We start from the raw sequence: 16978 nt of genomic DNA, 5'->3' as shown, positions 1-16978 counted from the left end.
CTCGTCTCTCGCTGCGACTTATAGTGTAACCGAGGCAGCGCGCGAGCGGAGGGCCAACTGCAAAATCGCATGCTGATCAGTTGAAGGCGGGCATGCAATGCGCAATCGCCCGCTCGGCACAATACTCTGCCTGGGTCACCACTCTGAGTGCTCGCTTCTCGCGGTACTCGGCCAACAGCTCCAGAACATCTTCCAAAAAGAGGAGCGTCTCGGGGCCGTCGATAAGATTATGCGGATGCAAGAAGACGCCTGCGATGCGGTCGTTATCAGCCGCATCAGCGATGATAGACTTCCATCTTGCACGGCACAGCGCACGTGGAACCAAGCGGCGCGCGCCCTTTTGCCAATTGATGAAGCAGCCGCCAGGAATGGAAACGAGTCCGGAAACAGGCGCTTCTTCCGGCTGCGCCCGTTCCCAGACGTCGCACTCGCGCAATAGATTTCCTATACGGCCTAAGCGACCTAGGCTGGGATGCGCATTGCGGAACCCGCGATAGCCGTACTCGGCCAAGAGGTCTGGTCGGCTAACCTCGTTACGAGGAAAAACGAAGGTCCGTAAGTCGATTCCACGAGAACTTGCGATTTCCCTGGCGCATGCAAGCTCGATTCTAATGACTTCTTCAGTCACACCCTCACCGGTGAACGGAACATGCCGGAGGCCATGACATCCGATTTCATGCCGCCTGTCAGCCATGACCATATCCAAGGCTTCGGGACAGAACCAGCCATCAAGATCACCGCTGCTTTCCGCGCGACGGAAGTTCTCCATCCAGTTCCGACCGTCGCACGTCACGTCAGTTAAGCGCGGCTGCCAATCAGCACGTTCGCTATCCCGGAGGATGAACGCCATGACGAATGCGAAAGTCGCGGGCATGTCATAGACATCGAGAAGCTTTAACAGTGCAAGGTAAGACTGTGACAATCGCTGACGCGTAATGAACCGGCTCTCAATCCGCTCCCGCCTGTCGGCTATGCCCCAGTTACCCTCGCAGTCGAATGAAATTAAAAACGAACCGGCCATAGTCTAAATCGCTTTCTTGCAGACGCTAGACCGTATCGAAAGCGCCACCGAACAGCGCCCATCCACTTTTCGCCAAGGGATTGGCGCGATGACAGCTCGCGTCGAGTGTTCGCGAAATGAGGGGTGTCCTGCGATACGGAAGGAAACCTGCGGACAGAAGCACCGAGCCCAACCCCGCCCCGGACGATTTCGCCTGAACATAAGGAGCACCGCATGCCGCCGCCAAGCTAACTATGCCCCCTATCAGCTCGCGACAGGCGGCGTTGTCGCGTCCGACGAGTTCACTGATCGTTAACTTGATTACGGACTCGTTCCGATCATCCTTGAACCGGATTCCGCATACAGCTGCCCCTCGGATCGCGTCGCCTTCGCCGCTTATAAGCGTCACATACCGAACCTCGGGCGTGGAACCGTACCGGTATCGAACCCACTCTATCGACTGTGCAAGGCGCCAGGTCTTTTTGGCGTCTTCATGGGCCGCAACATTCGCGTAGAAAACGGCAACGGCATCTAGCGCGCCGTACCTTGCCGACACCGTCAGCCCTTTGATGGCTTGGTCCTGTTCCATGAGGTTTGCTAGGAAGCCTGAACGGCGAGCTTGCCTGAGAACGGGACGCACGTAATCGACGATTTCGCTCACATGTGACCAGTTGAGCCCACCGAGGTTTCCGGCAAGTGCAGCCCTGTTGGGCGCGCCGTACATCACGACAATTGAGTGGCGCGCGCACTCCTGATAGCAGCGACGTCCCAGTTCGCGCAACAATCCACGTCCCTGGAATTGCCTGTCGACCATACTGTCGATCGGTTGTCCCCCGGTCACAACCTTTGCGCCGTCGGTCAGCGGCACCGGCCACACAGTGTAAAATCCTACGATCTGACCACCTTCAAGAGCAACGATTCCTGGCGCTGTCCCGATAATAGTGTTGTTCCAGTGTTTCTGGTCGTACTCGACTGAGCGCGACGCACCCCAGACACGTTTGAACAGATCGCGCAGGTCTTCCCAATGAGAGGGATTGTAGATTTCGTAGTCAATCATGGACATTTCAATTCAGTATGAGCTCTAGGTTCAAGCCTCATTGGCCGAGAAATGATATTACTGGGGGGGGGGTAGATAAGGTGGAGGGGCGTCGAAACACTATAGCGGCCAGTCCAGCCATGTCTGATACGGCAGATAGCACTGGTTGAAGAGCGCGGAGGAGGACGTCCAAACAATCAGCACTACCCCGAGAGCCGCGTAGGGTGCTGCACTGAGAACGAGTCGACTGCGACCTTTGATAAGATAGGGCGTCCGCGCCATGATCATAAGCTGGATCGGCGCAACATAATAGCCGAAGCGGTCGCTGATCACTGACGAAATTGGTAAGAGAGCGAGTGTACCGAGCATCGTCCAGGCACCGATAAGCGCCAATTTGTAATCGGCTGGAAACCGTTCCAGGTAGGCCTGCCGCAGAACGAGCAGGAAATAGCCGCCGACGACTGCAAGCATCCCGGTCCTGTATACGGCGCCAGCGGCATCGACGCCTGTATCGACGTAGCGGTCGGAATAGAAGGCCACTTTGTCATTTAGCAGGAAAGCGACGCTGGGCAGCACGAGAATTGCAGAAAGGATCAAGGTGGCCCGCGTCACCCTGAACTTGACAAAAGGGGCGAGTGCCAGGAAGGCGAGCGCGCTTGTGTGAAAGAAACTCGCAAAAACTACCAAAGCTACGTAGGTGATGAGGCGTCGCGCGCGAAACGCATTGAGCGCGAGGCAAATCATGCCGACCGCTGCGCCTTGTCGGATGCCGGACATCGGCAAGTTGATTACAAGAACAGGAAAAGCCAGAATCAATATGGCCAGAGGATTAGGCTCCCTTACTGCAAGTCTCGTAAGCCCCCAGAAAAAGAGGCTCGCCATGAGGACGTTAAGATAGGGATATTCGAAGCCGAGCGAATGAAGTTGCGTCAACAGCAGCCAATAGCCCGGTTCCGGTCCCGACACTGCCTCTTCAACGGTCAGATATTGTGCTAAATCGTAGTTAGTTCGGTATCCGCTCCAATCGCATCCAACCTCGTATCGAAAAGCGACGAAGGCAAATAAAAAAAGCGCTACGATCGGGAACAAGGCCCGGCGAAGCGATGCGCTTTTGAAAGACAGAAAGCCTGCAAGGAGAAGCGCCGCATAGGAAGAAATATAAATCAACTGCTCAGGCCCTCGTGAACACTGTGGAGGCCACGATTTCTTCCCTCCTTTGAGGTTGCATCTTCAGGTCGCTTGTCCTCAGCCAGCTTTGCAGCATCAGAATGGCCCAGAGTGTCCAGCCCGCATTATCCTGCCCCCCCTGATGTGCATCCCAAAGAGGGCCGACGGCTCCCGCGTCAAGGACACCGGTTTCGCGCAGCACGGCGGGTGTAATCAGATCTTCCGCCCACGCGCGCAGGGGCCCCCTGAGCCAGGCATCCAAGGGGATGGCAAAACCCTGCTTTGGCCGTTCCATCAGTTGGCGAGGCACGTACCGATTGAGAATATCGCGGAGTATGCGCTTGCCTTTGCCGTCCTCGATGCGTGCCGATATCGGAAGTCGCCAAGCAAGCTCCACCACCCGACGATCGAGAAATGGTGCCCGCGTCTCCAGCGACGCGCTCATCGCCGCGCGGTCGACCTTCACCAGGATGTCCCCTGGCAGATACGTCAGCGCATCCGTCGCCATCATCCATTCAGCCGGCGTGAGATCACGCGCGACAGCGCCAAGGGAACGGCTTGCCGCCTCTGCGGCTGGCGACGCCATCAGCGAGGCTGGCGCGTTGCAGGTGCTAACCAACCCACGATAGAGGGCTTCGGTGTCGCCCGCGTCCGCGAATGCCCGTCCGAACCGCGAGAGTTTGTCAACGGTGGTCATCGGCAGACCGAGGCCGCGCGCTGCGGGCCTGAGCCACGAGCTTTCACTTGTGCCCATTCGTTGCAGCGCCTGGATCGAGCGGCCAGCCGCTCGGCGTAAGGGTGCTGGCAACAACTGGCCCCATTCCAACATGCGTGGGCCGAAGGTGTAGCGGTTGTAGCCGCCAAATACCTCGTCCCCGCCGTCACCCGACAGGGCGACGGTGACGTGCTGTCGGGTCAGCCGGGCGAGCAACAGCGTTGGTATCTGCGAGGGATCGGCGAAAGGCTCATCGTAGATCGCCGGCAATTCACTGATAACGCTGAGTGCGTCCACCTCCGTCAATGTGAACTCGGTGTGTGCTGTGCCGAGATGCTCCGCCACGCGGCGCGCGTGCGGTGCCTCGTTGAAACGGGCATCTTCGAAGCCGATGGCGTATGTCCGCACCGGCCCTTTTGCCGCGCGCGTCATCAAGGCCGCCGTCAGCGAGGAATCTATGCCGCCAGAGAGGAAGCAACCGAGCGGCACGTCGCTTAGCATCTGGGAACGCACGACCTCCGCCAGGCAGGCCTCGACCTCGTTGCACATCGCACGGTAATCGCCGCCGAGCGGCTCGGCGGCGGCTATCGTAGCGCCGAGCGACCAGTAGCTGCGGGGCTCAGCGAATGCCGCCTCGGCCGGGTGCGAAAGACGCACCAGTGCACCGGGCTCGACCTTCCGCACACCTCGATAGATGCAATGCGGCTCGGGTACGCAAGAATGGCGCAAGTAGGCCGCGACGCTCGCCGGATCAATCTCGGCCTCAAAGCCTGGGGCTGCGCGCAGCGCCTTAAGCTCGGAGGCAAACACCAGCGCCCTATCTGCGCGGCCAAAATAGAGCGGCTTTTCACCCATCCGGTCGCGCGCCAGCGTCAGCGTTCGCTCGGCCCGGTCCCAGACGGCCAGAGCGAACATACCTGTCGCGCTTCTCAGCGCCGCCTCGATGCCGTGGCGATCGCAGAGGGCAAGCAGCGTCTCCGTGTCCGAATGCCCGCGCCAGACCGGGGCGGCTCCCGCCGCTTCAAGCTCTCTGCGCAAATCCAGATGATTGTAAATTTCGCCGTTGAAGACCACGACATGGCGGCCAGACGCGGAGACCATGGGCTGGGCACCCGCGGGCGACAAATCAAGGATCGAAAGCCGTGCGTGGCCGAGTGCTATGCCCGCTGCGCCGTCGGCCCAGACGCCCCGCGCATCGGGGCCTCGATGATGGAGCCGCGCTGCCATGGCAGCCGCGACGACCTCGGCCTCACCCTGCCGCTGGCCTTCCGGCCACCAGATGCCTGCTATGCCGCACATGGCTCTCTACCGTCCACTGCCAGTTCGCGCAACGCTGGCGTTCTTGCTCCATGACATCGTGCTACATCTCCGCAAGGCGCAGGCCATGCACGCGCCGGATCGGACCCTAGCGCGGCGAACACCACGCGTTTTATCATCGAGCGCGCTGCCGCCTTCATGCGCCCGAAGCCCTCGTCGGCATCTCGACTCGCGTCGCGAGGAAGTTGAGGCCGTCGATTGCGGTGATGGCGAAGCCGGCGGCTGTAAGGATTGATGAAGTTCTGCCGCCGTCGCGTGCCCAGCTCTCGAACACCACGGCACGGGTCCGTTGGAGCATTTCACCGGCTCCCGCGAGCGCCTGCGGCTCCGCTCCCTCAAGGTCCATCTTCATTATTGCTATCGTCTCGACGCCCTTGGTGAGCGCATCTAGTGTCGTCGTCTCCACCTCGACGCGGCGCAAAGCGCGTTGGGGATTGGTGACGTTTGCAATGCTCGCCTGACCGAACAAACCGTCCGCAACCTGGGCATGCACCTTCTTGCCTGCACAGTCCGACAAAGCTTGCTCGACGACCTCTACCGCCTCCAGCCCATTGAGCGCCACGTTGTGGCGCAACCGTGCAGCGGTATCAGGCATCATCTCTACCGCGATCGTATGCCCGTGAGGCCCTACGAGCCGAGCCATGAATACCGTTACAACCCCGATGTTCGCGCCAGCGTCGATGGCGACGTCGCCTGGCTTCAAGTGCGCGCCGATCACCCGGAATATGTCGGCGTGGGTTGCCAGAAGCACATGCCCGAGATCGTCCGAACCGCCACGGATTGCGAACGCTCCAAGACCAGACACGCCGATCTCGGCATCGGTGAGCAACATCGGCTCGCGCCACTCGCCGATATCGGCGAGCGCGTCGAACGGCGCCCGCATCGCCGAGCGCCGCAATACGCGCCGGTCGGCCGATGTTCTACCACGGACGCTGCGCAACACGCGCAGCCACGCGACAAGACGCCGTCCATAGTTAGCTGTTACCGCTATCGACTGGGTCATCGGGCGCGGCAGCGTTCTCTTCAGCACGGCGCGCAGGGCAGCGCGATTGTTGTCAAGCACGGCTGGTCTCCTGTTTGGGGCTCATAACGCACATCGACATGACGACGCCTTTGAGCGAGAGCACCGACAGATGATGCCGCCGCGCCGAGCGGCGGCGATGAGGTGCGGGGCCAAACCGTCGCGATCCGATAGACTGAACGGCAGATGGCTCACGCGTACCGATCCCGCTCGCTCCGGTCACACACCGTAGTAATCGCGGTACCAGGCGACGAAACGGGAAACTCCCTCGTTAACGGGCGTCGCCGGCTTGTAGCCGACCGCGCGTTCGAGCCGCGAGACGTCGGCAAACGTGTCCGGCACGTCACCCGGCTGGAGCGGCAGAAGTTCCACCTGCGCCGTTCGCCCGAGCGCCTCCTCTAGCGCAGCCACGTACTCCATCAGTCTAACAGGCTGGTTGTTACCGATGTTGAATATGCGGAACGGCGCGTTCGACGTGGCCGGATCCGGCCGGTCGCTCGACCAGTCCGGGTTCGGTTCCGCAATGCTGTCCGACGCGCGGATCACGCCCTCGGCGATGTCCTCGACATAGGTAAAATCGCGGGTGTGATGACCGTGGTTGAAGAGCTTGATCGGCTCGCCAGCTAGGATCGCTTTTGTGAACAGAAACAGCGCCATATCCGGCCGACCCCAAGGACCGTAGACGGTGAAGAACCTCAAGCCCGTCGTCGGAAGGCGGAACAGGTGGCTATAGGCATGCGCCATCAGCTCGTTGGCCCGCTTTGTCGCCGCGTAGAACTGAAGGGGATGATCGACGCCCACATGCTCCGAGAACGGCATCGCGGTATTCGCGCCATAGACGCTCGATGTCGAGGCGTAGGTCAGATGAGGCGTATCATTGTGCCGGCACGCCTCAAGGATGTTGGTGAAGGCCACGATGTTGGACTGCACATAGTCGTGCGGGTGCGTCAGGCTGTGTCGCACGCCAGCCTGGGCGGCCAGATGAATGGCGCGGTCGAAGCGATGGGCAGCGAAGGCCGAGTTGACCGCCGCCTGATCTGCGAGGTTAGCGCGGATGAAGGTGAAACTGCCGGATTCGGGCGCGCGGGAAGCTTCAGCCAGTAACTCCAACCGCCGCTCTTTGAGCGATGGGTCGTAATAGGCGTTGACCACATCGAAGCCGACCACGTCCGCGCCGCGCGCCAAGAGCGTCCTGGCAACATGGAAGCCGATGAATCCCGCCGTTCCGGTTACGAGGATTTTCATCCTACAGCTTCCTCTAACGAGCGAGTCCCGCTTTTCGCGCGCAGGTAGACGACGAGCTGCATTCCACTCCCTTGCCGGTCCATGACGTAGCGCATTAGCGGTTGCACCACGGAGGGGAGCCGAATGGAGGCAACCTCGATGTGATGCTGCGCCACAGTGTAGCCAATGCGGGCACCGTTGGCCTTAAAACTCGTTGGCGTGAATTCGTAGAGATGATACGGGGAATGCATCGGGCTGATATTGGTAACATAGTTGGTTCCGACAGCCCTGAAATAGAAGTTTAGTAATTTTGACATGAGGTAATTAGAGGATGGCACCTCGATATGTATGATGCCATCGTCCTTAAGCCAAGTAAGAGCCTTGGCGATCGAGCCAGAGGGATCATAGAGGTGCTCGAGGACCGCCCCAAAGGTGATGAAATCAAAGAAGCGCGGTGCGAATGTTGCGTTTTCGACTGACGCGCATTGCAGCCGTTCCGCAGGCAACCCGCCAAGTTCAATCGCCTTATTGTGAAACGTCGCGGACGGCTCTATGCCCCAAACGTCAAACCCGGCGTTCCGCATTGCCCTCATCGCCTTGCCAATACCGGCGCCGATATCAAGGGCCGTTAGGTGCTCACGCGGCCCGAGGAGGGTCTTCGCCGCCTCGATTTGCTTGCGGAAGTAGTCTGGCGCCGGCGTGAAGTATTGGTCCTTCCAGTACGTCTCGGGTGGTATTCCGTAGTGGTCATCGAGGGAGCGAGGCATCGGCATCGGCGCCGCAAAGATGAGCCCGCAGCCGCCGCAGCGGCATACAGTTATGGCTATGCCCGTCTTTGTGCGCGGCTTGTAGCCCTGCGAGGTGCTGAGACGCGTGCCGAGAACACGGGCGTCATTCATATTGGCACCACACATATTGCAGCGCTGAACGTCGACGAAACTATAGGCTTTCATCAAGACACCCTTCTGGGAACCCCAACAACGCTGGGCGCTTCTATTATATAATCTCAATTAAATATGGCAGTCGGTCTCGGTCCGATCGATGGCCGACTGGACGTCGATGCGAACTTCGTGCGGTTTGCAGTCGCGGCGAGCGAGCTTCGGCTGTGTCCCGGACTCGCGGTGGGTCACAGCGTCATAGATCCTATCAGCTGGCTGGGCGGCGATAAGCCTGACTACCGCGCGGATCCGGATCCTCGAATCTTGGCAGTTGCCCTTGAACGTAGGGCCACCACGTGTATCCGCACGCCGCAGACGAGGATCGTCATCGCTACAGCCTCCCATCCGAAGCGGCCTTGGGAAACAGGCCCTTGACGTCGAATAATACGGCTTCGGGGCGACCAAGGGCCCGCACGCGCGCTGGCCCCATCTCAGCGAACTCGCTATGGCCGACGGCGAGTATGACGGCGTCGTAGCGGCTAGCCGCAGGCTCCCCGCTCTCCAGCGTGATGCCGAACTCCTTGTGCGCCTCCGCCGGGTCGGCCCTGGGATCCCACACCTCGACCGTCGCGTTGAAGCCCTTGAGCTCACGGATCAGGTCGATAACGCGCGAGTTCCTCAAATCCGGGCAGTTTTCCTTGAACGTCAGGCCCATCACCAGGATACGAGAGCCGACGACAGGCAAGCCGCGCTTCATCAGCAGGCGCGCGACGCGGTCGGCGACATGGCCGCCCATGCCGTCGTTGATACGCCGGCCGGCGAGCACCACCTCAGGATGATAGCCAATCTCCTGCGCGCGATGGGTCAGGTAGTAGGGGTCCACGCCGATGCAGTGGCCGCCGACGAGGCCTGGCTTGAACGGCAGGAAGTTCCACTTTGTGGCGGCGGCGGCGAGCACCTCGCCGGTGTCGAGGCCGAGCTTGTGGAAGATGAGGGCAAGCTCGTTCATCAGCGCGATGTTGAGGTCTCGCTGCGTGTTCTCGATGACCTTAGCGGCCTCGGCGACCTCGATAGATGCGGCCTTGTACGTGCCGGCCGTGATGATGCTGGCGTAGAGACGGTCGATGGCCTCCGCAGCTCCCGGCGTCGAGCCGCTGCTTACCTTCATGATCGACGTTAACCGGTGCAGTTTATCGCCGGGATTAATGCGTTCCGGGCTGTAGCCGACGAAGAAGTCGCGGTTGAAGGTAAGGCCCGAGTGCTTCGCGATGATGGGAACGCAATCGTTGACAGTGCAGCCCGGATAGACAGTAGACTCGAAGATCGCGACGCCGCCACGGCTGATTACCTTGCCCACAGACTCGGCCGCTCGTTTCAAAAGCGTGATATCGGGTCGCTTGGCGGCGTCGATCGGTGTCGGCACCGCGACGATGAAGACCCCGCAGGATCGAAGCTCTTCCAGAGAAGTCGTGTAGGTCAGATAGCGGGCGGCGGCCAGCTCATGCGGTTCGACTTCCCGCGTGCGGTCGATCCCTTCGCGAAGGTCCGCAACACGGGCGGCGCTGACATCGAAACCGACGACGGACCGTATCTTGCCGAACTCGACGGCAAGCGGAAGCCCGACATACCCGAGGCCGATGACTCCAATAGTTTTGTCGCTCAGATCCATTAGCTGAATACCTTGGGAGCTCGTTGAGCAAAATGTCTTGCGAAGGGGGAGAGACGATCCGGTCAAGGACGAACACCGCTGGTCTCGAAGCTTTGTGGTCGTCAGCAGGCGCTCTCACCCAAGCTACCGCACTTCGGGTGAAACGCATTCACCCGAAGCTGTCAGACAATTGATAGTCAAAATAGCGCCATATACGATGGAAACTGCTACCTTGATGGCATGCTTTATTGCGGCTAATGCGTATGACTTTGAGATTGCGAAGAGCTATGGTCGTTTATTGCGCTACAAGGCATTTTCTGTTTTGTAAGCAAGTGTTCCCTTCAGGACGCCGCCAGCGCTCAAGTCGCGCCAAGCCCGTTCGATTGCGGGGATGCAGATTCGTTCCCCGAACAGAACCATCGGTATGGTCCTTGCAGCGATCTCAAGATCCAGGCGCAAGCTCGCGTTGCGAACGTACCAGACGTCGAGAGCGGCCTTATCTTCGGGAGAAATCGTCCGCCCGCCAACAACTTGCGCCCATCCTGTGAGCCCAGGGCGCACAAGCAGGCGCGCCCTGTAAGCTTCTGACTGATCACAGGGCAACAGCGGTCGCGGACCGATAATGGACATGTCGCCCCGCATGATATTGAAGAGCTGGGGCCACTCGTCCATGCGCACCCTGCGCATCAGGGTGCCGATGCTTGAGAGACGCTCGTCGTCGGAAAGCCGGCGGCCATCGAAGGTGTGAGCCGCTTTCATGGTGCGGAATTTGTAAAGCCTGAAGGGCGTGCCGCCGAGCCCCGGCCGCTGTTGCCAGAATATGACTGGAAAGCCAACAGTGGCCGCCACGACGAAGGCCACGATCACGATGAAGGGAGAGAATATTACGAGCGCTGCGAAAGCAACAATTGCATCGATTGCTCTCTTGACCTTCCAGTAACGCCGCTTGCCTATCTCTCGAAGCTCAAGGGGTGGAATTTCAAAGCTGAGCTCCGACCGGCAATTCGACCGATAGGGTGTTGCTTGCGGCTTCAAATCGAGGCCCAAGTGCTCCGCCAGGAATTGCACAGTGATGTTTCTGGAGCGCTCCAGAGTTAGCAGAGTAGCGCGGTCCACAGCCGTGAGCGCATCGAAAGAGGTCGCAACGACGATTTTGTCGATAGCGATCCCATGCACTTCAAGGTCATTGAGGATATCGTCGATATCTCGAAGTTCGCCCAGGACAGGATGAGTGGCAACGAGCCGCCCAACATGGCGATCGGTCCGACCGACTACACCCGCTATCACGATGCGGCCAGGGGCCAGTTCAGTGATTGCCTGCAGGTAAGTTTCGGCAAGCTTGGAAATGCCTACGACCAAAAGTGTCGAGACCGGCTCGGCATCAGTATGTCGGAGGAAACCTGCCGAGGCTTTGCGGATCTGCCGGCCATCGTGGGCGATCTTGTGAAGAACACGCGCGCCGATCAACAATGCCACACATACCAGGCATTGAATGAGTGGCAAGGAACGAGCAACACCGTCAAGGCGATTGTAGGCGAACGTTATCAAGACCGCGCCAATGATAACCAGTATCAATGTCGCAGTTATCTTCAAATATTCCGGCTGGCTACTGAATCTCCAGATGGCACGAGTAATCCCGCCAATAGCAAAAACAAGAAAAGCCACCGCTACAGTGGCAGTAAAATAGGGGAGAAACTCTAACAAGCGATCACGCGTCAGGTCAAAATTCTCTCTGAGCGCTAGGGCCAACAGGCTTCCGACACCGGCGAGGCTAACATCCAAGATCAGAAGACCCAAGCGAGGCATCCGTGCGCACCATACCAGCTTTAACCAATAGCCATACAACTTCTACGGGATAAAAACGCAAATGCAATCCTATTCGGGCGCAGCCAACTGTTTATCCACGATTGCAGCAATTAAGATTACAACCTGTATCGCACTTCACTAGTATTCTGCTTCTAATCAAGAATCCATGGCATTGGATATCGGATTCGTTTGTTCAACACCGGTGCAATTACAACCACTCCTGCGCCTTGCGAGTAGATAAGCTCCAAGTCGGTCAGGCGACGCCACCTTTTACAATTGGCGCATCACGCCGTCCTCGATCCTGGGCGAGCGAAATTTGCTCTCCAGGCGTTTGATCAGAAGGCATATGCCGGTTCCATCCCGGAACAGCACTTTTATCCTGTCCCCTCGCTTCGAGCGGAACACGTAAATCACCCCCGAAAATGGATCGGCCTTGAACTCCGCTTCCACAATCACCGCCAGCCCCATGATCCCTCGGCGGAAATTGACCGCCTTTGTGGCGATCAGCACCCGAACATTGGTTGGCGGCACGATCATGCGACGGCCTTCACGGCGCGCAGCACCGCCGCGCGTGCGAGCCGTCGCGCCGCCAGCCACGATTTCGATCGAGTGAGCGTTAGCAACTCGAGTTGGCGTTTCGGCCAGCGCTGCGGAACGACGATCATCACTGACGCAAAGGCCAGCGTTCCGTCACACACGAGGAAGAGGTGGTTGGAGCACCGAGTGGAGCGAATTTGACATTTGAGTCCCCGTTTCCGCGAGCTCTCGCTCAAATGTCAAATTCAAAAGCTCCGCTAAAATCATCAAGTTGCTAGTGCTCCTTGTGATTCCGACATTTGCTCAGGAGGTGCTGCGAACGGATGCAAATGTCGGAATCGGACCACGAGTAGCCGTTCCTTCGTTCGGCGGAGGCGTTTTCGGGCCAATCTCGCAAAGCGTCGCGCGCAGTTGAGATCAACACTGGCAACTGATAGTGGGCGCCTTCAGCCAGCATGCGGTGCGAAGGGATGGAACTCTCCAAGGAACCGCGCGCGCATGAGTTTGAGAGCCGCTAGTGCACTGACGCAAACATAGGATTCACAAAGCAGACGAAGCAAGGCATGCTTCAGGCATGGCTCAAACCGTCTGCATCCTTCTCTCGTCCGAAGACCGCTCACGTTTGGCGGCGGTCATCGGGGACCGCAACAGCCCGCAGAAGCACGCGCAGCGGGCAAAGATCGTGCTTCATTCTGCTGAGCGCCGTTCCGTTTTCGACGTCGCCCGCTCAAGCGGCGTCAGCCGGCCAGCCGTATGGCGTTGGCAGCGGCGCTACGCCGAAAAAGGGGTGGACGGGCTGTTGCGCGACCAGACCCGCAAGCCAGGCAAGCCGCCTTTGTCAGCGAAGAGCGTCGCGAAAGTGCTGGCGCTGCCGTGTTCCGAGCCCCCCGGAAACGCCACGCATTGGACCGGACGCGCTGTCGCCAAGGCGGCGGGCGTCAGCTTGCGCACGGTGCAGCGCATCTGGGGAGCCCACCGCCTTCAGCCGCACCGCTTGCGCACGTTCAAGAAGTCGAACGATCCCGCCTTCGCCGAAAAGGTCGAGGATGTGGTGGGCCTCTACATGAGCCCGCCCTGCCATGCCGTGGTCCTGTCCATCGACGAGAAGAGCCAGATCCAGGCGCTCGACCGCACTCAACCGGGCCTGCCGTTGAAGCCCGGCAAATGCGCGACCATGACCCACGATTACAAGCGCAACGGAACCACCACGCTGTTCGCCGCACTCAACGTGCTGGATGGAACCGTGCTCGGCCGCTGCATGAAGCGCCACCGCCATCAGGAGTTCATCAAATTCCTCAACGCCGTGGAGCGCAAGGTCCCAGCCGGCAAGATCATCCACGTCATTCTGGACAACTACGGAACCCACAAGCATCCCAAGGTGGACGCCTGGCTGGCGGATCATCCGAGGTGGGTTTTTCACTTCACGCCGACCTCGGCGTCCTGGCTGAACGCGGTCGAAAACTTCTTCTCCGCCATTACCCGGCGGCGCATCCGTCGTGGCGTCTTCAAATCCGTCGCCGACCTCGAAGACGCCATCAAGCGCTACATCGCCGATCACAACCGGAACGCAAAACCCTTCGTCTGGACCAAAACCGCCGATGAAATCTTCGACAAGCTCAACCGCCTCAATCTGCACCTTCTGAATGAGTCAGTGCACTAGGTGTTTAGTCCCGGCATTTGATGGATTGGATCGATCTTGAATCTTTCCGGCTCATTCGTCCAGCATTTACAGATGAACTCATAAGGCGTGAGGCCTTTGAGGGTCTTTAGTCGGCGAGCAAAGTTATAGGCGTTGATGAAGTCCGATAGATGGGTTTCGAGCTGCTCGTGACGGTCGTAGTGATAGCGTTTGACCGTCGCCTCCTTGATCGTCCGGTTCATTCGCTCGACCTGGCCGTTTGTCCAGGGATGCTTGACCTTGGTGAGGCGGTGCTCAATGCCGTTCTCGCTGCATCGCATGTCAAACATGTGCGTCATGTATCTGGCCGTTGGTCCATCGGCATAACGCGGCGGAAACGTGAACTGGATGCCGTTGTCGGTGAGCACCGTGTGAATCTTGTAGGGAACTGCCTCTATCAGGGCGACGAGGAAGGCTGAAGCGGACGTCCTGCCGGTCTTTTTGACGAGTTGCACGAAGGCGAATTTGCTCGTGCGGTCAATGGCGACGTAGAGATAGAGCTTGCCTTCGGCCGTCTGCACTTCGGCTATGTCGACATGAAAATAGCCGATCGGATAGGACTTGAACTTCTTCTTGGCGGGCTTGTCGCCTTCGACGTCCGGCAGCCGAGAAATACCGTGGCGTTGAAGACAGCGATGCAGCGACGAGCGAGTCAGATGCGGTATCGTCGCCTGTAGCGCATAGAGGCAATCGTCGAGCGGCAAGAGCGTATGCTTGCGGAAGGCGACGATTATCGCCTCTTCCTCGACCGACAGAACCGTGGATTTCGGCTCTTTCGGTCCAGTCGGCACATCGGCGACGGATGAGCGCTTCTTCCATTTCGAGACCGTCTTCGTGTTGATGCCGTAGCGCTTGGCCAGGGCCCTCAAGCTCTCTTGACTATGCTGTATCGCTCGACGGACCGCCTCAGTCGTTGTGGCGCTCCCATGAAGAATTTGTCCCATAGCGCATCCTTCCAGCCGAGGGAGAATAATGCACCATCAAAATCTGGGATTAAACAACTAGGCACCGGGCGGGCAGCTAATTCATCGCGCCACGCCTCAGATTCGCCGCCTCGGGCTGCTTCGTGACGCCCATGATCGATGATCTTCGTGATCTCGGCAATCCCGCCTTGGCAACGCCCCCCGCTCACGAACAAGGGCGACTAAGTGCCCGTTGTCCTGTTTTGCCAGCTTTCTGGCCAAGGTACACCGGGGCTCCAGGCACCGCCCACTGGTGCTTCGGTATGTCTTTGACGGACACGACCTCCTCCACTCGGGGATTTGGGCAACTCGACGCGAGGTACACTGAGCGGCGAGACAAGGAGTGCGGAGAAAAACGCGAAGGTTACACTGAGAGCGGTAGTTCTTAGCGGATAATCCACAAGCGAATGCGCAAGCAACAATGCCACAATGAGCGTCGCAGCACGCGCAAGCGCGGCTTGCCGGGGGTCGTCATCACGTGGCGACCTGCCCCATGCCGTCATGACCTTGCGGCCGAACCAGCCAAGAAAAGCAACGAGAAGAGCGGCTCCAATGATTCCGGTTTCCAGCAGTATCTCAGCGAGGTCGTTGTGAGCCCGGTTGGCGAATCCAGCCGTTGCATCGGCGCTTTTCTCGACAGTAGCATAGACGGGAACGAAGGATCCAAGTCCGGTACCAAACGGCAGCCCCTTCAAGGCTGTCTCGAGCGTCGTCTTCGTCAAAGGAATCCGGGCATCGTCTGCCATATTACTTTCGAAACGCGTCAGAAATCCTGCCAAGCCGAAATGCACCGCGAAAAGCGCGGCAAACATAGCCACGGCCAAAGAAAAGCGGCGGCCTCGCCACGTGTGCCGTGGCTCTTCACTTGTGTGCTCTGATAAGCGGTGCAAAATCATCATTGCCGCAACTCCGGCAAGAACACCTGCGGCGATAAAAACCCCAGCCCTCGACCGCGCCATCATGAGACCGGCCAGGACCGCCACGACTAATGTGCCTGCGGCGGCCAGCCATAAAATCGAACGCGTCCGAGAACCTCCGCTTTTCAGAGATGACTCCATCGTCGCATTGAGCCAAAGCGCCGAAAGAACAAGAGTGACGTTCAATAGTGCAGCGAAGTGATTGCGATTTGCAAAGAAGCCGACAGCTTCCGTTGGGTTTGTAATCTCAAAGAAGCGTAGGCTACTCTCGGTACCCGCAGCAACCTGTATGAAGCCCAACGCCAAAGAGACTACACCAAAACCAAACACCCCCCAACAGAGCACCATGCGCTGTGTCAAGTCGAGCTGTAGCACAGAACAAAATATAGCCAACGGAACGAGTAGAGAGACAGCCGCCGCCCATGTGGCCTGTGGCGCGATTGAGAGGGGGTTCCAACTTGACGGAAGAGTGAAGGGAGTCTCGGCGCCCTCAGAAAATAGTCGTGCTCCTCCAGACCAAGTATCGAAAGGAAACGGAAGAACTTGCAAGACAACAACAAGTGTCAGCCCACCGCAAAGCGCAAGGGCGATTCGCCCCTTCTCCTTGCGCGCTGGCTCATCACTGAAAGCTGCCCATAGGGCCAAAATGAGCAAGGGTATGGATAGCAGTTGGACAACAACGTCGCCCAGGAACCCGCTATGAGTGCCTCCGCCCAGTACGAGCGAAGCCAACAAAGTTGCTCCACATAATAAATATAGCATGGCGTACTCGTCTAAGGCTTTGCCCGTTGCTACTACTCGAATTTGCAATCCGAAACCGACCGTATCGCCTGAGACCAATCCCCGGTCAGCACAGTATCAGTCGCGCTAATGCCAGTTTCATCAATGACTTCCGCGCTCCCTTGCGAGCCGTTGCAAAGAAGAGAACGATCACAGTTTGGTTCGGCTCCTTCTGAGAACAGCCATTCTCATAGACGATGTCGGCGGCACCGAAGCGGACTGAACCTAGTCGCCTGCAACAAGCGAAGTCCCTGCCTCGCCGATGGGCCTGCAACCATCGCCGCGATCAACC

12 protein-coding genes and 1 pseudogene are annotated in these 16978 nt (G+C 58.8%); 1 reads left to right on the top strand and 12 read right to left on the bottom strand.

Features of this window, described 5'->3' with window-relative positions:
- Positions 1–76: 76 nt before the first annotated feature.
- The 10 genes from RVAN_RS02020 to tnpB all read right to left on the bottom strand — a co-directional run bounded on the left by RVAN_RS02020 (position 77) and on the right by tnpB (position 12409).
- A complete protein-coding gene (locus tag RVAN_RS02020; protein WP_013418099.1) occupies positions 77–1021 on the bottom strand; it encodes a polysaccharide deacetylase family protein in 945 nt (314 codons plus the stop codon).
- A gap of 25 nt (positions 1022–1046) precedes the next feature.
- On the bottom strand, positions 1047–2057 hold the full coding sequence (locus tag RVAN_RS02015; protein ID WP_013418098.1) for a GNAT family N-acetyltransferase: 1011 nt from the start codon (positions 2055–2057) through the stop codon (positions 1047–1049).
- Between the two features lie 99 nt (positions 2058–2156).
- On the bottom strand, positions 2157–3203 hold the full coding sequence (locus tag RVAN_RS02010; RefSeq protein ID WP_013418097.1) for an EpsG family protein: 1047 nt from the start codon (positions 3201–3203) through the stop codon (positions 2157–2159).
- A gap of 4 nt (positions 3204–3207) precedes the next feature.
- On the bottom strand, positions 3208–5217 hold the full coding sequence (gene asnB, locus RVAN_RS02005; RefSeq protein ID WP_013418096.1) for an asparagine synthase (glutamine-hydrolyzing): 2010 nt from the start codon (positions 5215–5217) through the stop codon (positions 3208–3210).
- Positions 5218–5371: 154 nt separating this feature from the next.
- The gene (locus RVAN_RS02000; protein WP_013418095.1) at positions 5372–6298 is read right to left on the bottom strand and encodes an FkbM family methyltransferase; all 927 of its coding nucleotides are present in this window, start codon (positions 6296–6298) and stop codon (positions 5372–5374) included.
- A gap of 177 nt (positions 6299–6475) precedes the next feature.
- Complete coding sequence (locus tag RVAN_RS01990) at positions 6476–7501, bottom strand: NAD-dependent epimerase (protein ID WP_013418094.1); 1026 nt, start codon at positions 7499–7501, stop codon at positions 6476–6478.
- Positions 7498–8433: a class I SAM-dependent methyltransferase gene (locus RVAN_RS01985; RefSeq protein WP_013418093.1), complete on the bottom strand. Its 936-nt coding sequence runs from the start codon at positions 8431–8433 to the stop codon at positions 7498–7500. Before RVAN_RS01985 ends, RVAN_RS01990 begins: the two co-directional genes overlap by 4 nt.
- 316 nt (positions 8434–8749) lie before the next feature.
- Positions 8750–10027 (bottom strand): nucleotide sugar dehydrogenase, encoded by a 1278-nt coding sequence (locus RVAN_RS01975; RefSeq protein WP_013418092.1) that lies wholly within the window; start codon positions 10025–10027, stop codon positions 8750–8752.
- A 282-nt stretch (positions 10028–10309) separates the two neighbouring features.
- On the bottom strand, positions 10310–11812 hold the full coding sequence (locus RVAN_RS18605; protein WP_013418091.1) for a sugar transferase: 1503 nt from the start codon (positions 11810–11812) through the stop codon (positions 10310–10312).
- Positions 11813–12082: 270 nt separating this feature from the next.
- A complete protein-coding gene (gene tnpB / locus RVAN_RS20725) occupies positions 12083–12409 on the bottom strand; it encodes an IS66 family insertion sequence element accessory protein TnpB (RefSeq protein ID WP_155942322.1) in 327 nt (108 codons plus the stop codon).
- Positions 12410–12923: 514 nt separating this feature from the next.
- On the opposite strand from tnpB, the pseudogene RVAN_RS01960 reads away from it, so the two are divergent.
- Positions 12924–13996, top strand: a pseudogene (locus tag RVAN_RS01960) (IS630 family transposase).
- A gap of 9 nt (positions 13997–14005) precedes the next feature.
- On the opposite strand, the gene RVAN_RS01955 reads toward RVAN_RS01960, so the two are convergent.
- Together RVAN_RS01955 and RVAN_RS01950 are read right to left on the bottom strand one after the other, a co-directional pair.
- Complete coding sequence (locus tag RVAN_RS01955) at positions 14006–14971, bottom strand: IS481 family transposase (RefSeq protein ID WP_013418088.1); 966 nt, start codon at positions 14969–14971, stop codon at positions 14006–14008.
- Between the two features lie 200 nt (positions 14972–15171).
- A complete protein-coding gene (locus tag RVAN_RS01950; protein WP_169309499.1) occupies positions 15172–16638 on the bottom strand; it encodes an O-antigen ligase family protein in 1467 nt (488 codons plus the stop codon).
- Positions 16639–16978 lie beyond the last annotated feature (340 nt).

Source organism: Rhodomicrobium vannielii ATCC 17100, from assembly GCF_000166055.1.
Classification (GTDB): domain Bacteria; phylum Pseudomonadota; class Alphaproteobacteria; order Rhizobiales; family Rhodomicrobiaceae; genus Rhodomicrobium; species Rhodomicrobium vannielii.
This window is presented reverse-complemented; position numbering and strand designations above follow the sequence as displayed.